The organism is Actinomadura chokoriensis (assembly GCF_041463665.1).
In the GTDB taxonomy this organism is placed as follows: Bacteria; Actinomycetota; Actinomycetes; order Streptosporangiales; family Streptosporangiaceae; genus Spirillospora; species Spirillospora chokoriensis_A.
This window is the reverse complement of the sequence record NZ_JAXCEJ010000046.1, coordinates 1-15,812: the sequence shown is the minus strand read 5'-3', so window position 1 is coordinate 15,812 and position 15,812 is coordinate 1. Positions and strand designations below refer to the sequence as shown.

The 15,812-nt window shown below is 69.4% G+C and carries 14 protein-coding genes and 1 riboswitch; of the genes, 11 read left to right on the top strand and 3 right to left on the bottom strand.

Features of this window, described 5'->3' with window-relative positions; genetic code table 11:
- Positions 1-32: 32 nt before the first annotated feature.
- Both SM418_RS37150 and SM418_RS37145 read right to left on the bottom strand, forming a co-directional pair.
- Positions 33-641, bottom strand: a complete 609-nt coding sequence (locus SM418_RS37150; protein WP_371946337.1) for a PadR family transcriptional regulator — start codon at positions 639-641, stop codon at positions 33-35.
- Between the two features lie 604 nt (positions 642-1,245).
- A complete protein-coding gene (locus SM418_RS37145) occupies positions 1,246-3,267 on the bottom strand; it encodes a serine/threonine-protein kinase (protein ID WP_443098422.1) in 2,022 nt (673 codons plus the stop codon).
- Positions 3,268-3,389: 122 nt separating this feature from the next.
- Here SM418_RS37145 and SM418_RS37140 point away from each other — a divergent pair, with 122 nt between their 5' ends.
- The 3 genes from SM418_RS37140 (at position 3,390) to SM418_RS37130 (ending at position 5,557) form a co-directional block, all read left to right on the top strand.
- On the top strand, positions 3,390-3,941 hold the full coding sequence (locus SM418_RS37140) for an RNA polymerase sigma factor (protein WP_371946335.1): 552 nt from the start codon (positions 3,390-3,392) through the stop codon (positions 3,939-3,941).
- 85 nt (positions 3,942-4,026) lie between these two features.
- On the top strand, positions 4,027-5,046 hold the full coding sequence (locus tag SM418_RS37135) for a sulfotransferase family protein (protein ID WP_371946334.1): 1,020 nt from the start codon (positions 4,027-4,029) through the stop codon (positions 5,044-5,046).
- Between the two features lie 73 nt (positions 5,047-5,119).
- On the top strand, positions 5,120-5,557 hold the full coding sequence (locus SM418_RS37130) for a VOC family protein (protein WP_371946333.1): 438 nt from the start codon (positions 5,120-5,122) through the stop codon (positions 5,555-5,557).
- Between the two features lie 73 nt (positions 5,558-5,630).
- On the opposite strand, the gene SM418_RS37125 is transcribed toward SM418_RS37130, so the two are convergent.
- The gene (locus SM418_RS37125) at positions 5,631-7,130 is read right to left on the bottom strand and encodes an alpha,alpha-trehalose-phosphate synthase (UDP-forming) (RefSeq protein ID WP_371946332.1); all 1,500 of its coding nucleotides are present in this window, start codon (positions 7,128-7,130) and stop codon (positions 5,631-5,633) included.
- Between the two features lie 130 nt (positions 7,131-7,260).
- Here SM418_RS37125 and SM418_RS37120 point away from each other — a divergent pair, with 130 nt between their 5' ends.
- The 8 genes from SM418_RS37120 (at position 7,261) to SM418_RS37085 (ending at position 15,184) form a co-directional block, all read left to right on the top strand.
- On the top strand, positions 7,261-8,199 hold the full coding sequence (locus SM418_RS37120; RefSeq protein ID WP_371946331.1) for a cation diffusion facilitator family transporter: 939 nt from the start codon (positions 7,261-7,263) through the stop codon (positions 8,197-8,199).
- 290 nt (positions 8,200-8,489) lie between these two features.
- A riboswitch (SAM riboswitch) is annotated at positions 8,490-8,631 on the top strand.
- A 16-nt stretch (positions 8,632-8,647) separates the two neighbouring features.
- Positions 8,648-9,892: a threonine synthase gene (thrC, locus tag SM418_RS37115; RefSeq protein WP_371946330.1), complete on the top strand. Its 1,245-nt coding sequence runs from the start codon at positions 8,648-8,650 to the stop codon at positions 9,890-9,892.
- Between the two features lie 13 nt (positions 9,893-9,905).
- Entirely contained in the window at positions 9,906-10,181 is a 276-nt protein-coding gene (locus tag SM418_RS37110; protein WP_371946329.1) for a MoaD/ThiS family protein, read from the top strand.
- Positions 10,182-10,534: 353 nt separating this feature from the next.
- Positions 10,535-10,987, top strand: a complete 453-nt coding sequence (locus tag SM418_RS37105; RefSeq protein WP_371946328.1) for a hypothetical protein — start codon at positions 10,535-10,537, stop codon at positions 10,985-10,987.
- Between the two features lie 551 nt (positions 10,988-11,538).
- On the top strand, positions 11,539-13,167 hold the full coding sequence (gene groL, locus SM418_RS37100) for a chaperonin GroEL (RefSeq protein WP_371946327.1): 1,629 nt from the start codon (positions 11,539-11,541) through the stop codon (positions 13,165-13,167).
- A 138-nt stretch (positions 13,168-13,305) separates the two neighbouring features.
- Entirely contained in the window at positions 13,306-13,482 is a 177-nt protein-coding gene (locus SM418_RS37095) for a hypothetical protein (protein WP_371946326.1), read from the top strand.
- A gap of 696 nt (positions 13,483-14,178) precedes the next feature.
- A complete protein-coding gene (locus SM418_RS37090) occupies positions 14,179-14,766 on the top strand; it encodes a phospholipid scramblase-related protein (RefSeq protein ID WP_371946325.1) in 588 nt (195 codons plus the stop codon).
- A 61-nt stretch (positions 14,767-14,827) separates the two neighbouring features.
- Positions 14,828-15,184 (top strand): hypothetical protein, encoded by a 357-nt coding sequence (locus tag SM418_RS37085; RefSeq protein ID WP_371946324.1) that lies wholly within the window; start codon positions 14,828-14,830, stop codon positions 15,182-15,184.
- Positions 15,185-15,812 lie beyond the last annotated feature (628 nt).

The window sequence follows — 15,812 nt, the reverse complement described above, 5'->3', positions numbered from 1 at the left end:
GGCAGGCCACGGCGGTTCCGGTCGCGGGGGGTTCACTCCGCTTCGGGGTCATCGGCGAGGATCCCGTAAAGGCGGCGGCGGGCGTCGTTGACGACGTCCAGTGCGCGCGCCTTCTGCGCCTCGCTGCCGACCGCCATCACCTGCTGAAGGGCTCCCATCAGCTGGCCGATGGCCTCGCGTCCGCGCAGGACGTTCTCGCCCGCGGCCGCGGTGACCTCGTCCCAGGGGGCGGCGCTCTGCGCGGCCGCCTCCTCGCGGCCGGCATCGGTGAGGGAGAACAGGCGCTTGCCGCCCTGCTCCTCGCTGCCGACCTTGCCCTCGTCCTCCAGCATCTGGAGGGTCGGGTAGACCGAACCGGGGCTCGGCCGCCAGACGCCGCCGGTGCGGCCGTCCAGCTCCTGGATCATCTCGTAGCCGTGCATGGGACGCTCGGCGAGCAGGGCGAGCAGCGCCGCCCGGACGTTGCCGCGCCGGGTCCGCCGGCCGCGGCCGCCGCGTCCGCGATGGCCCGGGCCGAACCCTCCGGGGCCGGGACCGAAACCGGGTCCGCCGGGCCCCCACGGGCCGAACGAATCACCGCGGCGTCCGCGCTCCCTGGGCCCTCGGTCTCCACCGTGCCTTCTCATCGTGTGGTCGTGCATCGCATCTCCTTAAGTAGTGATCGGTTGCGATGTATTAACGATATATCGGAATAGCTCGCGATGCAAGACAGGGTCGTGAGTGCGGTCACGGTGCGCCTGCGGCACTCAGTCCGGTTATCCCCAGAGCGGCGTTCTGGTTCCTTGGGTGGCGGGGGTGCTTGACCATGGAGGTAAGCGGGTCCGCCCCCGGGCGGGAGGGGCCTGCTCTTCTAGAGCGGCCACATCTTCTTTGCCTGGTCACTGGCACGGTGGCGTGGGGTGCGCGGAGGGTTCGGGGCGTCCACGCCCGGACGTGTCATGGCCCCGTCATCTGAAACCGGACCTCAGTCGGCAGAGGTCACCGGCGGGCAAGCGGAGTTAGCGCGCATGCCCGGCGGCGCAGACGACCGCAACGACGCCGCGCACACCCGCGCGCGCACGCGGGCGAGTTGGCGCGCATCGGTTCCCTCGACGGCGGCGGCGCTGAGGACGCCGATGTGCCACGCCGTCGTTCCCGCCGGAACCGGGTTTAGATCGGAGTGCTCCGCGCCTTCGGACCGGGCAGCCCGTGAGGGCGGCGAATCGCCCGCGTCATGACCGGGGTTGCAGGGGAGGTCCCGCGGATCTACAGCGTGACCTTCAGGTTGTCGAGGATGTCCTTGGTGGCGTTGCGGTTGCCGGTCTCCTTGACCCGGATCCACAGGCCGAACTTGCCGGACTTGTCCTTGAGGCCGACCTCGGTGACCGACGACGTGCCCGTCTTGCAGGCCGTGTAGCCGGTGATCGTGCCGCTGAGGGCGCCGTCCGGCGTGGTGTAGTTCTCCGGGGCCGCCTTCGTGCACTGCGGGTGGCTGGACGCGCCCGGCGGCGGCAACTGGCCGGGGCGGACGTCCGTGGTCACGCCGATGAAGACGCCGGGGCCCTTCCCGTCGCCGAGGAACGCGGCCTTGTCCGGCGTCGCGCGCAGCACGGGCCGTGGCTGGGCGTCGCTCAGCCCGACGGTGGACGGCGTCCACGTCTGCTCCTGGCCCTTCGGCCACGCCTTCGGCACCGCGGTCTTGATCTTGCCGGCGTTGTCGGAGACCGCGACGAAGTCCTTCGGGATCGCCTGGGTCTTCTTCTCCTTGTCCGTGCCGTCGCCGCCGGAGAACAGCAGGCCGAGCGTCAGCCCGCCGACGAGCGCGACCGCCAGCACGACCACCGTGATGATCAGGGGCGTGACGAACTTCTTGGGTGCGCCGCCGCCGGGCCGGCCGGGGCCGCCACCGCCCCTGAGCCGGCCCATCACGCCGCCCTGCTTGCCGCCGCCCGGCCCCTGGCCCTGCCCCTGGACCGGCGCTTGGCCCGGCCCCTGGCCTTGGACGGGCCCTGGGGGAGGCGCCTGGAAACCCGTGGGCGGGGGCGGGCCGCCGTAGGGCCCGCCCATCGGCTGCCCGGAGGCACCCTGCGGAGACGGCGGCTGGGTCGGGAACATGGCGGTCGCGTTGTCGGGGCCCGGTGGAGGCCCCTGGTACGCGACCGTGCGGTCGTTGCCGTTGTCCGGGGACGTGGGCCCCTCGCCCTGCCCGAACGGGGTGGCGCGTCCGGCGGAGTCGTCCACGATCGTCGCCTGCCCGCCGCCCGGGGGACGGGGCGGCACGCGCATCTCGGACGTGCGGACGTCGTCCTCCGCCTGCTGGTCGAACCGTGTCCGCATCTCGGCCGGGCCGCCGCCCTCCGCGGCGGGCTGCCCGGGGCCGGGCTGCCCGGGGCCGGGCGGCTGCTGGACGGGACCTGGTGCGGGCGGCCGCACCCGGGAGCCGTCCCGGTAGAAGTCCTGGACGGTGGCGTCCGCGTCGATCCGCGGGCCCTGCGCCGCGGGCACGGGCGCCGGTCCCGCTGCCGGTCCCGCCGCGGGCCCCGGCACGGGCGCGGCCGGAGCCGTCGTCGGGCGCAGCGTGGACAGCGCCTCCGCGAACGCCTCCGCGGTCGGCCACCGCTTCTCCCGCTCCACCTCCAGCGCCCGCATGATCACCTGGTCGAACGCCGGAGGCAGCCCCTCGCGCAGCCGGCTCGGCGGCGACTTGACCGGCGCCGGGCCCGGGGCCCGTCCGGTGAGCATGTGGTAGGTGAGCGCGCCGAGCCCGTACACGTCGGCGCGGACGTCCAGCCCGCCGCCGAACCGCGCCTGCTCCGGCGACATGTATCCGGGGGTGCCGACCGGGAGCGTGAACGCCCCGGAGGCGTGCGCGAGGGCCTTGGCGAGGCCGAGGTCGGCGATGAGCAGTTTCTCGCCGCCGTCCGGCGTCGACTGGAACAGCACGTTGGACGGTTTGAGATCGCGGTGGATCACCCCGAGAGTGTTGATCACCTCGACGCCGTAGGCGATCTGCTCGGCGAGGGCGACCACCTCGCTGACCGGAAGTGGCCGCTCGCGCATGCGGTCCCCGAGCGTCCCGCGGTCGGCGTACGACATGACGAAGTACGGGCGGCCGTCCGGAAGCTCCCCGATGTCGTGCACCCGGACGAGCCGCTCGGAATCGGCCCGGCGCAGGATGCGGGCCTCCTCGAGGAAGCGATTGCGCACGTCCAGATCGTCGATCAGATTGCTGTTCAGCACTTTGATGGCGACCTGCGACTCCAGGGCGTCGTCGTGCCCCAGCCACACAGAGGCGAACGCCCCCGAACCCAGGACGCGATCGATTCGGTAACGGCCTACAGATGGTGGGAATGACACTCCCGTATCATCCCAGCAAACGGGGCGAGCCCGCGAACGAGCATTGAGGCGGCATGGCATTCGACGAGAGGACCGAGGAGCTGGCGGTGAAGGCCGCCCAGGGCGACCAGGGCGCGCTCAACGAACTCCTCCGCAAGATCGAGCCGGACGTGCTGCGGCACAGTTCGCGGTTCCTGCCCTGCCGGCAGGACGCCGAAGAGGCATGCCAGGACGCGCTGCTCCAGGTCGCGCGGAACATCCACCGGTTCGAGGGCCGGTCGCGGTTCAGCACCTGGCTGCACGTCGTCGTCTCCAACTCGGCCCGCTCCACCTACCGGTCGCTGAAGCGGCGCTCGGTCGAGCAGGCGGGCGAGCTTCCGCAGCAGCGCCCCGACCCGCGCCGCACCAGCGTCATCGCCGGGTCCCGGGTCGACATCCTCGACGCCATGGAGGACCTTGAGGCCCGCAAGCCGGACCTCATCCAGGCCCTCGTCCTGCGGGACGTGTCGCAGCTGGAGTACGCGGAGATCGCCGAACAGCTGAAGCTGCCGCTCGGCACGGTCAAGTCCCGCATCCACGAGGCGCGCAAGCAGGTGAGGCAGACCCTGGGCGAGTCCTACACCTGACGAGCCGTCAAAGGTCGGCAATCGACCGGCAACAGTGCGTCAAGGGGTGCGCCGTGACCAGGGCGTCTGCACCAGCATGCCGTGCATGCCATCCGGACCGGCCTCCCGCCACAACCGCCCGATCTTCGTTCTCGGCTGCGCCCGCTCGGGGACGACCCTGCTGCGGCTGATGCTCCACTCGCACCCCCGGATCGCGATCCCCGGGGAGACGAAGTTCGTCCTCCCCGCCTATACGGCGCGGTGCGAGTTCGGTGACCTGACGGAGAGCAAGAACAGGCGCGCGCTCGCGGAGTGGATCACCGGCGACCGGTCGACCAAGGTCAGGGAGTTCGGTCTGGACGCCGACGAGCTCGTCAAGGAGATCGTCGCCGGGCCGCCCACGCTCGGGTCCGCGATCGGCATCGTCTTCCGCGCCTACGCGCGCCTGCACGGGAAGCCGCGGTGGGGCGACAAGCGTCCGAGCTACTCCCGGCACGCCGGCTCCCTGCTGCGGATGTTCCCGGACGCGCAGTTCGTCCACCTCGTCCGGGACGGCCGGGACTGCATCGCCTCGCTGCTCGAAATGCCGTGGTACGACGGTGACGTCCACCGCGCCATCTCGGTCTGGCGCGAGACGATCGACCAGGGCCGCCGGCTCGCCGAGCGCCTCCCTCCCGACACCTACTACGAGCTGCAGTACGAGCGGCTCGTCGCCGACCCCGCCGACGAGCTGACGCGGCTCTGCGGGTTCCTCGGCGAGGAGTTCGCCCCGGCGATGACGCGTCCCGAGGGCCTCGCGCGGCGGACCATCCCGTCCCGCAGGCGGTGGCACGGCCGGACGCACGACGCCGTCAACACGGGCCGCATCGGCTCGTGGGCGGAGCGGCTGGACCCCTGGGAGATCAGCCTGGCGGAGGCCGTACTCGGCGACCGTCTCGCCGAGTACGGCTACGAGCCGAGCGGCCTGCCGAGGCCGACCGCGTCCCAGCTCGCCCACTTCACCCGCATCAGCGCCCACCGCCGCATGGCGCACAGCAAGGACGCGCTGCGCGAACGCTGGAAGCAGCGCCACGAGCCGAACCCGGTCGTCTGCCGCCTGACCGAACCGTCCGCGAGCGCCACCTGAAGGACCGTGCGGTCACTCTGATCGGCCCCGGCCGTGATTGCCGGCGTATAGGACGCCTGTAGGGTCATTGGTCGTGGGAGTGTCAATCAGGCAGATTCAAGTCACCTTCGACTGCGCATCACCTGAGCGCGTCGCTCGTTTCTGGTGCGAGGTGCTGGGATACGTCGCGCCACCGCCACCGGAGGGGTTTGCCAGTTGGGACGACTTCAATCAGTCGCTGCCGCCGGAGCGGCGCGATTCGTGGTTCGCATGCAGCGACCCCTCGGGTGCGGGACCGCGGCTGTACTTCCAGCGCGTTCCCGAAGGCAAGACCGTCAAGAATCGGCTGCACCTTGACGTGCGGGTCGGTACCGGGCTGGTGGGTGAGGAGCGCCTGGCGGCCCTTGAGGCCGAATGCGCGCGACTGATCCCGCTCGGCGCGGTACGAGTGGGGCTCCTGCCTGCCGATGAGGAGAACGAGTCGTGCCTGGTCATGCAGGACGTTGAGGGCAACGAATTCTGCCTTGACTGAGTGGCGGGCAGGGGCGAAGTAATAGTCCTGGAGTCATTCCCGGGACGGGCACCACGCCGCATCCGGGGCCTTGTCAGTCGAGGGCGGCCAGCTGGTCGGCGAACCACTGCTGCGGGGGCAGGGCCGTCGCGGCGGCGGTGAGGCGGGCGCAGCGCTCGGCTCGCTGGGCGCGCGGCATCAGCAGCGCCTGGTGCAGCGTCTCCGCCGTCTGTGATACGTCGAAGGGGTTGACCATCAGCGCGTCCCCGGACAGTTCGGACGCCGCGCCCGCCTCCCGCGACAGCACCAGCGCACAGCCCTGCTCCGACAGGACGGGCCCTTCCTTCGCGACGAGGTTCATGCCGTCCCGGATGGGGTTGACCAGCAGGACGTCCGCCAGGCCGTAGGCGGCGAGTGAACGCGGATAGTCGTCGTTCACCTGCAGGATCAGCGGATCCCACTCGGCCGTGCCGAACTCGTCGGTGATCTGCTTCGCCATCTGCTGGACGGACGCCGTGTACTCGCGGTACTCGGGCAGGTCATAGCGGGACGGGTAGGCGAACGCCAGATGCACCACGCGTCCGCGCCACTCGGGATGGTTGACGAGCAGTTCGCGGTAGGCGGCGAGACCACGCGCGATGTTCTTCGACAGTTCCGTCCGGTCGATCCGCACGATGAGCTGGCGGTCGCCCACCTGTTCCCTCAGCGCGCGCGCCCGTTCGACGACGTCCTGCTGGGCCGCGCGCTTGCGCAATGCCGTCTCATCGACGCCGAGACCGTGGACGCCTACGTGCGTCGTATGCCCTGCACAGGTGACGGTCCGGGCCGTCCGGTCGACGCGTGCACCCGGCACGAGCTCGCAGCAGTCGAGGAACGCCGAAGCCCACCGTTCGGTCAGGAAACCCGCGTGGTCCGCGCCGAGTATGCCCAGCAGGATCTGCGTACCGATGTCGTCAGGAAGGAGCCTGTAGTACTCGGGCGGCGCCCAAGGCGTGTGGGAGAAGTGGACGATTTTCAAGTCCGGACGCCGGTCGCGGAGCATCCGAGGAGCCAGCGACAGGTGGTAGTCCTGGATCGCGGCCTTGGCGCCTTGGGAAGCGTCTCGCGCCAGGGCGTCCGCGAAGGCCGCGTTGTACGCCTCATAGGACTGCCAGTCACGCCGTGCGCGAGCGTCGAAATGCGGGCTGCGCGGTGTGTCGTACAGCAGATGGTGGACGAACCACAGCGTCGAGTTGGCCACCGCGTTGTACGCACGATCGAACGTGGCGGAGGGGATGTCGAGCATACGCACCGCCGAGCCACCAGTGTCGTAACCCGCTTGGTCGATACGACCGTCCGGTGAACGGCGAGCAGCCGTCCGATCGGCCTCGCTCAAGCTCGCGCACACCCACAGCACGTCCGGGTTACCGCCGGACGACACGGATGTCCCCGCGGCCTCTGCCGGACGAGATGGTCCAGACCCTTCCGGGGCGCCCGTGACGGCGGCCAGGCCCGACACCAGCCCACCCCCACCGCGCCGCATGGCGAGCTCGCCGTCCTTCGACAGCGAGAACGACACCGGGCCCCGGTTGGACGCCACCAGCACTTGGCTCATACCGGCAGGGTCTCAGTTGTGACCGAAGGGCTCCACAGTGACCCGCGTGGTTTCCGCCACGACCGGCCTACAGCCCGGCTTGTGGCCAGATACGACGATTAGCGCGAGGCGCGAGGGGTAACCGTGCGGCATGAGCAGGGCCGAAACTAAGAAGACCGTGCTCGTCGCCGGTGCGGCCAACTTCATCCTGGCGATCACGAAGCTGATCGCGGGTCTCCTGGCCGGATCGAGCGCGATGCTCGCCGAGGGCGCTCACTCGATCGCCGACACGCTCAACCAGAGCTTCCTTTTCGCGTCACTGCGGCGCAGCGAACGTCCCCCCGACCGCCGCCACCCCTTCGGATACGGCAACGAGCGGTACGTCTGGTCGCTGCTCGCCGCGTTCGGGATCTTCGTCGCCGGAGCCGGTTTCTCGATCTTCGAGGGCATCCTGACCATGACCGGCCACGGCAGCACCGGGACGGCGATCTGGCTCGCCTACGCCGTCCTCGCGCTCGCCGCGGTGCTGGAGGGGGTGTCCTGGATCCGCGCCTTCCACCAGGCCCGCAAGGAGACCCGCGAATCCGAGCACGACCTCTTCGAGCACGTCCGCCGGTCGCCCGACCTGACCTTCAAGACCGCGCTGTTCGAGGACAGCGCCGCGATGGTCGGCCTCGCGCTCGCCGCCGGCGGGCTGGTGCTGCGGCAGATCACCGGGTCGGACTTCTGGGACGGGCTCGCGTCCGTCCTCATCGGCCTGCTGCTCGTCGCGCTCGCGGTGCTGATCGGCTGGGAGAGCACCGGCCTGCTCATCGGGCGCGCCGCCGACCCCGCCGCGCAGCGCGAGATCCGCGCGGAGATCTGCGGCGCTCACGGCGTGACCGGCGTGGACGAGCTGCTCACCATGCACTTCGGCCCCGACCAGCTGCTCGTCGCCGCCAAGGTCCACTTCTCCGACGACATCAGCGCCGACGAGGCCGAGGACGTCGCCGGAGAGATCGACCGGCGGCTCCGGGAGCGGCTCCCGATCGTCCGGCACGTGTTCCTCGACCCGACCCAGCGGGCCGTCCCCGAGGAGTCCACCGCATGATCAAGAACCCGTCCGGGTAACGTCTCAGTCAGTGGACCCGGCTGTCTGGCATCCGGTCAGTTCATGTAAAGTCACGCATACGAGTTCAAACCACTCGTGTCGATGACTGAATGCCGCTCGTCGTACAACTGAATACCGCTCATCCAGAGGGGTGCAGGAAGCAGAGCGGCCGACGGGCCGGTCTTCCAGCTCAGCCCCCGCACAACTGAATACCGCTCATCCAGAGGGGTGCAGGAAGCAGAGCGGCCGACGGGCCGGTCTTCCAGCTCAGCCCCCGCACAACTGAATACCGCTCATCCAGAGGGGTGGAGGGACCGGCCCTGCGAAGCCCCGGCAACCACCCGGCTGTGGCGCGCTCGCGATCCTGCGAGGCCGGTCGGGAGATGGTGCCAACTCCGGCCTGCGACCAAGGTGGCGCAGGGAAGATGGGGAGAAAGGCCTCGCCCTCATGGCACTTACGCCTGCCACAGACCTCGGACCCGCTACCGCGCTCGTCTGCCGCGAATGCGGCTCCACTCGCGATCTCGGACCCTTCTACGCGTGCGAGGAGTGTTTCGGCCCCCTGGAGATCGCCTACGACTTCGGGGGAGTCACCCGCGCGAGCATCGAGTCCGGGCCGCGCAACATCTGGCGGTACCGGGGGCTGCTGCCCGTCCCGTCCAATGTCGCGGACACGCCCAACACCGAGCCCGGCCTGACCCGCCTCGTCCGCGCCGACAACCTCGCGGAGAGCCTCGGCCTGCAGAGCCTCTGGGTGAAGGACGACAGCGGCAACCCGACCCACTCGTTCAAGGACCGCGTCGTCGCGGTCGCGCTCGCCGCCGCCCGCGAGCTCGGCTTCAAGGTGCTGGCCTGCCCGTCCACCGGGAACCTCGCCAACGCCGTCGCCGCCGCCGCGGCCCGCGCCGGGATCCGCAGCGCCGTGTTCGTCCCGTCCGACCTCGAAGTGCAGAAGATCATCACGACCGCCGTGTACGGCGGGACGTTCGTGACGGTCGACGGCAACTACGACGACGTCAACCGGCTCGCGTCCGAGATCGCCGGGGAGCAGGACGACTGGGCGTTCGTCAACGTCAACGTCCGGCCCTACTACGCGGAGGGCTCGAAGACGCTCGGCTACGAGATCGCCGAGCAGCTCGGCTGGCGGCTGCCCGACCAGGTCGTCGTGCCGGTCGCGTCCGGTTCCCAGCTCACCAAGATCGACAAGGCGTTCCAGGAGCTGATCAAGCTCGGGCTCGTCGAGGACAAGCCGTACCGCGTGTTCGGCGCGCAGGCGGCCGGCTGCGGCCCGGTCGCCGCCGCGTTCAAGGCCGGCCACGACGTGGTCCGCCCGGTGAAGCCCGACACGATCGCCAAGTCCCTCGCCATCGGCAACCCGGCCGACGGCCCCTACGTCCTGGACGTGACCCGCCGCACGAACGGCGCCGTCGAGGACGTCACCGACGAGCAGGTCGTCGAGGGCATTCGCCTCCTCGCCCGCACCGAGGGCATCTTCGGCGAGACCGCCGGCGGCGTCACCGTCGCGACCCTCCGCAAACTGATCGAGGCGGGCACCCTCGACCCGTCCGCCGAGACCGTGATCATCAACTCGGGGGACGGCCTGAAGACCCTGGACGCCGTCGCCCCGGTCGTGGCGCCGTCCGCGAACATCGCCCCGTCCCTGGAGGCGTTCCGCGCCGCCGGCCTCGCCTGAGAAAAGGAGCACCATGAGCGTTTCCGTGCGCATCCCGACGATCCTGCGGACCTACACCGGCGGCGAGTCCGAGGTGAAGGCCGAGGGCACGACCCTGCGCGCCGTCGTCGCCGACCTGGAGGCGAGCTACTCCGGCGTCTCCGCCCGCATCCTGGACGACGCGGGCAAGATCCGGCGCTTCGTGAACGTCTACGTCGGCGACGAGGACGTCCGCTTCGCCGACGGCCTCGACACCCCGACCCCCGACGGCGTCCAGATCTCGATCATCCCCGCCGTCGCCGGCGGCTGACGGCCCCTTGGCGGCCCGGTCTCCCGTGGACCGGGCCGCCGGCCATCCCGCATCTCGACGTGAAGAATCCATCGATCTCCGCGGGGGCGGCTCGGAATTCCTGCTCCATCATCTGAGTGTCTTACAGCTGACCAGGTAACGGAAAGCATCGCCCGCCAAGAATGGGACCGTCCTTTCCGCAATCGTTCCTTGCAGCAAAGACGATCACATTTCTGCCGGGGCGGCCGGGCTTTGTCGGCCATGGCTGCCGACGTCCTCAGGCGATTGTCCGGGACGCCGCCGAGGCCATGTCGCCGGTAGCGCGCAGCCTTCCGGCGTGCCAAGATCAAGTGGCGGCCGGGAGGAGGAGTGGAATGGACGCTGTGGCGGTCTCCTCCCTTGTCTGGCTCGCGGTGTGGGGCGTGACCGTCGGATCTCTCTGGCTCCCGCGTCGGTACTGCTCATGGCTGGTACGCACGGCGGGGACGAGCGTTGCCGGAGTCGGCTTTCTCGCGGTGGCCGTGCACCTGGCGGGAGTGCTGCTGTTCGCGCTCGCCGCATTTCTGATCAACGGCCTGGTCGTCGGGGACTCTCCGATGTGGTTCGTGGCCTTGCTGTTCGTGCTGGCGGGCATGGTCTATTCACCGCTGGTGGGCCTCGGGCTCCCCGCGCGGAGCCTGCCGCCCTTTGCGGACATTCGGCTGACTCTCGAAGAAGCCGGTGCAACGCTCGGACAGGAACGGGCGGTCGCCTGGGTAGGCGGACTGCTGGCCTTTCCCGGGATGACGGCCATTCTGGCCGGTGCCGCGATCCTGTTCGGATGGTGAATGCACGCCAAGTCCCCGGTCGCCGTTCCGGTCGACGCTCTCGGAGGCGATTGCGCTGCGGCCGGATGACTGCGAGCCTCCGGCAAACGGGCCCGGCCGGCGTCCGCTCAACGGCCATACGACCCGCGCCATGCGTGCCTCTCGCTGTGGCCGGCGGAGCGCGTGGAACGGGCCGCCCGTCCGCCGCCCCACCCTCGTCCACGCGTTCTGCGACCTTCTGCGAAGCCCGGTGCACGACCCGCCGACGACCACACAGGGGATCATCGCGACACACCCGAGAGTCTCCTGAACAGGGTTTCGGCGCAGGTGGGAACGGGTCTGGGCAGGTAGGTGAACCTTCCTCTACGGGGATGTGTGGCGCTTGCACTCGACAGGGTAGAGTGCTAAACAAACGGTTGGCACTCTGCTGTGGAGAGTGACAGCTTCACAGTCTGGGTCGGGGCGATGAGGCCTCAGTCCGGCGGCGGAATGGCAGTCGTCGGCGGGGGCCGTCCGTCGCGGGCGTCGGCTCGATCCATCTAAGCCACCTTGTTCCGGGAGGACTGGAGCCTATGGCTGCAAAGATGATCGCGTTCGACGAGGAGGCCCGCCGGGGTCTCGAGCGCGGCATGAACCAGCTGGCCGATGCCGTAAAAGTGACCCTTGGTCCCAAGGGTCGCAACGTCGTGCTGGAGAAGAAGTGGGGCGCCCCCACGATCACCAACGACGGTGTGTCGATCGCCAAGGAGATCGAGCTCGAGGACGCGTGGGAGAAGATCGGCGCGGAGCTCGTCAAGGAGGTCGCCAAGAAGACCGACGACGTCGCGGGTGACGGCACCACCACCGCGACCGTGCTGGCCCAGGCGCTGGTGCGCGAGGGCCTGCGCAACGTCGCGGCCGGCGCGAACCCGATGTCGCTGAAGCGCGGCATCGAGGCGGCGGTCGAGCGGGTGAGCGAGGAGCTGTCCAAGCTCGCCAAGGACGTCGAGACCAAGGAGCAGATCGCCTCGACGGCGTCCATCTCCGCGGGCGACCCGCAGATCGGCGAGATGATCGCCGAGGCGATGGACAAGGTCGGCAAGGAAGGCGTCATCACGGTCGAGGAGAGCCAGACCTTCGGTCTGGAGCTCGAGCTCACCGAGGGGATGCGCTTCGACAAGGGCTACATCTCGCACTACTTCGTGACCGACCCCGAGCGGATGGAGGCGGTCCTCGAGGACCCGTACATCCTGATCGTTCAGGGCAAGGCGTCGGCCAACAAGGACCTGCTGCCCGTCCTTGAGGGCGTCATGCAGTCCGGCAAGCCGCTGCTGATCATCGCGGAGGACGTCGAGGGCGAGGCGCTGGCCACCCTGGTCGTCAACAAGATCCGCGGCATCTTCAAGTCCGTGGCCGTGAAGGCCCCGGGCTTCGGCGACCGCCGCAAGGCCATGCTGGGCGACATCGCCACGCTGACCGGCGGCCAGGTCATCAGCGAGGACGTGGGTCTCAAGCTGGAGAACACCACGACCGACATGCTGGGCCGCGCCCGCAAGGTCGTCATCACCAAGGACGAGACCACCATCGTGGACGGCGCCGGTGACGCCAACGAGATCGCGGGACGGGTCAACCAGATCCGCACCGAGATCGACAACACCGACTCCGACTACGACCGCGAGAAGCTCCAGGAGCGCCTGGCCAAGCTCGCGGGCGGTGTCGCGGTCATCAAGGCCGGCGCTGCGACGGAGGTCGAGCTCAAGGAGCGCAAGCACCGCATCGAGGACGCCGTCCGCAACGCCAAGGCCGCGGTCGAGGAGGGCATCGTCCCCGGCGGTGGCGTGGCGCTGCTGCAGGCCGGCACCAAGGCGTTCGACAAGCTGGAGCTCGCGGGCGACGAGGCCACCGGTGCCAACATCGTCAAGCGCGCTCTGGAGGAGCCGCTGAAGCAGATCGCCGTCAACGCCGGCCTTGAGGGCGGCGTCGTGGTGGAGAAGGTCCGCAACCTGAAGCCGGGTGAGGGCCTGAACGCCGCCACCGGCGACTACGTCAACATGTTCGAGTCGGGCATCCTCGACCCGGCCAAGGTGACCCGGTCCGCGCTGCAGAACGCCTCGTCGATCGCCGCGCTGTTCCTGACCACCGAGGCCGTCATCGCCGAGAAGCCCGAGAAGAACCCGGCCCCGGCGGGCGGCATGCCCGACGCCGGCGGGATGGACTTCTGATCGGCGCCGAGTAGCCGACGCGACATGAAAGGGACGGCCCGCGGGTCGTCCCTTTTGTGTGCGCGGCGTCCGGGAGGAGCACGCCGGGGACGGCTCCCCGAATGCGGTGCGGACGTTGCCGCGGCCGACCGTTGAGCCTTGCTGACCACCGTGTTCGCGGGTGTGACCGGCGTCGGCTTAGTCCAGCGGCGGCCGGGACGGACGGACACCCAGGCCGGGTCGAACTGGTACCTGGCATACCCGGTGCTCCACTCCGTGTGGCTGCTCAGCGTCGGCTCCTTTTGGACGGAGTGGCGCACCTTGTTCTGGGTCTGATCCGTGCCTCCGGGAACGCTGTACGGTCCAAAGGGCGGATCCTTGGTCCTGCGCGTAGGCCAGCCGAGTGGTGCACCGCCGACCCGTCCCAGGTACAAGATGTTCGACGGTCATGGCACGTTGCTCACGACCGTGAGACCGCGACATCTCGCGGCTACGGCAAGCGGCCAGGGCGGTACCGACGGCAATGATGCCGGCCCACGCCGAGAACGGCAGGGGTGCGCGCTGCTGATCGTGGACAGGGAGGGCGCGAAGCGACCCGGGGTGGACAACCTCCGGAAGCGTCCTGATCGCCGCGATGCGACGCGGGCCCGCCACAAGGGACGTGATGCTCTGCGAAGCCAGGCCAGACCGACCAGGTAGCCGAAGGCCGCGGTGACCGCCCGACCGGATCGTGGACGCGGAGGTCTGCGACGAGCCCGCTGTCCATGACCGCATAGCTGTTCACGACATGCCAGAACGGAAGATGAATATTTCTCGGACGGTCACCCTGGGGCGCGTCGACGCAGGTCAGCGGGTTGTGAATGCGCGTCGGGCGATTACCGTCCCGACGGCCGCGGGTGGGAAGCGCTTCCCCTGCGGGCCCGCGCTTGGCAGGATCGCCGGTTGGGCGGCGTACCGCGCCGGATGCGCGGGTGTCCGCCACGGTGAACGGTGACGCGGTCCGCGCATGCGGCCGATGAGGCAGGAGAACACGTGAGCGAAGTGTTCAGCTCCCCGGTGCTCAAGGTCGAACAGCCCCGCAGGGGTCCGTTCGCGAAGTCGCGGTACAAGGTGCTGGACGGTGACGGAACCGTCATCGCCATCGCCGGGCAGACGAACGACGAAGGCCGATCCGAGATGCGTGGCCTGTTCCCCGGCAAATCGAATCTCGATGCCCGTGCCGTGCTGGTGGCCACGCCGGACGGTGAGCCACTGCTGATCGTGGACAAGCAGAACGGGCGCGAGTACACCGAGATCCTCCGGCCCGACGGGGATCGGATCGGGTCCTTCGTCACCGAACGGGTCGGACGCCGCTATGTCATCTACGACGATGACGGCGCTCTGATCGGCGCGGTGGACGTCGATGTCCCGCGCAACAACTTCGAGGTGAAGGACGCGGACGGCGGCAAGGTGGCGCACGTGCGCAAGAAATGGGCCGGGCTCGCAACGCACCTGCTGACGACGGCGGACAAGTACGACGTCGAGATCTCCGATCCCGTCCGGGAGCCGTTGCGGACGATGGCCGTCATGACGGCCATCGTCATGGACATGAACCTCCACGAGGCCAAGGAGATCACCTGATCGTGGCCGCGGCCGGTGGATGGGCCTTCCCGGTCTCCGCGGAGCGAGGTACCTTCCGTGCGTGCAGGCCACGCCGGGACGCGCGAACAGCTGGCGGATCTCGCCTGCCATTCCGACGATCGCGAACTGCGCGCTGGCCGTCCTGTGGTTCTTCTCCGCGCTCGGCGGCTGGGGCGATGCCGCGTTCTGTGGTGAGGACGACCGCCACGATCCGGGATGCGGCGCCGGCTTCGATGACGCGGTGAGGCTGGCCTCTCCGGTCGCCGTTCTCGCCGCAGCCATCGCCGTCAGCGCATGGGCCGTGCCCGGTGTCCGACGCCGGCCCGATCGGCTGGACGTGTTCCTGACCGTGGCGGCCTTCGTGTGGGTGTTCGCCGAGGCGGTTCTCTTCGTGGGTGGCTACCTAGCCCAGCCGTAAGGTTCCCCTGCTCACCCGACGTTGCCGAAAAGAAACATTCGAGGCTTGGAATGCGTTGCGCCGCAGGCAGTGTGGGGCGAACTCGGGCAAAGTCCAAGGTAGAGCGGGTGCTGTGGCCCGGTGGAACCACCTCCCGGCCGCCCAGGCGGCCGATCCGGAAGCGATCCGTTTGCGCGAGCCGGTTTGACCTTCCTGCCTCTTGGGCATACTGTTCACTTCGCCCCACGGGGGTGCAGGACGCCTGACGGCGGCCGGCTCCGAGGGGAACCCACCAGCGATCCAACCGATCACGGCTTTGCCGTGCCCGCTGTGTCGTGGTGGCGTCGGAAAAGGCTTGGTTTTGACAATCGGGCCGGATCTGGTGAAATAGCTTCACCGCCCTGAAGGCGCCGCGCAAGCGGAATCGGACGGGCGTTATCGGAAAAAGCCGAAATTGACAGACCGGCCGGATCCGATAAAGTAAACCGAGTCGCCCCGGAGCGGGAAACGCGAAAGCGGATCCAGTGCGGTGGGTGTCCGTTTCTTGAGAACTCAACAGCGTGTTAAAAGCCAGTGCCTTTATCGGCTCGGCCCTTGTTGGGGTCGGGTCGCCCCGTGGCCGTCTTTCGGGATGGTCGGGGTTTCTTTG

Bases quoted from the DNA above. Each gene is read 5' to 3' on its own strand.
- SM418_RS37105 (WP_371946328.1), top strand. From the start codon at position 10,535: ATGGACGCTGTGGCGGTCTCCTCCCTTGTCTGGCTCGCGGTGTGGGGC.
- SM418_RS37135 (WP_371946334.1), top strand. From the start codon at position 4,027: ATGCCATCCGGACCGGCCTCCCGCCACAACCGCCCGATCTTCGTTCTC.
- SM418_RS37150 (WP_371946337.1), bottom strand. From the start codon at position 641: ATGCACGACCACACGATGAGAAGGCACGGTGGAGACCGAGGGCCCAGG.
- SM418_RS37140 (WP_371946335.1), top strand. From the start codon at position 3,390: ATGGCATTCGACGAGAGGACCGAGGAGCTGGCGGTGAAGGCCGCCCAG.
- SM418_RS37120 (WP_371946331.1), top strand. From the start codon at position 7,261: ATGAGCAGGGCCGAAACTAAGAAGACCGTGCTCGTCGCCGGTGCGGCC.
- SM418_RS37110 (WP_371946329.1), top strand. From the start codon at position 9,906: ATGAGCGTTTCCGTGCGCATCCCGACGATCCTGCGGACCTACACCGGC.
- SM418_RS37125 (WP_371946332.1), bottom strand. From the start codon at position 7,130: ATGAGCCAAGTGCTGGTGGCGTCCAACCGGGGCCCGGTGTCGTTCTCG.
- groL (WP_371946327.1), top strand. From the start codon at position 11,539: ATGGCTGCAAAGATGATCGCGTTCGACGAGGAGGCCCGCCGGGGTCTC.
- thrC (WP_371946330.1), top strand. From the start codon at position 8,648: ATGGCACTTACGCCTGCCACAGACCTCGGACCCGCTACCGCGCTCGTC.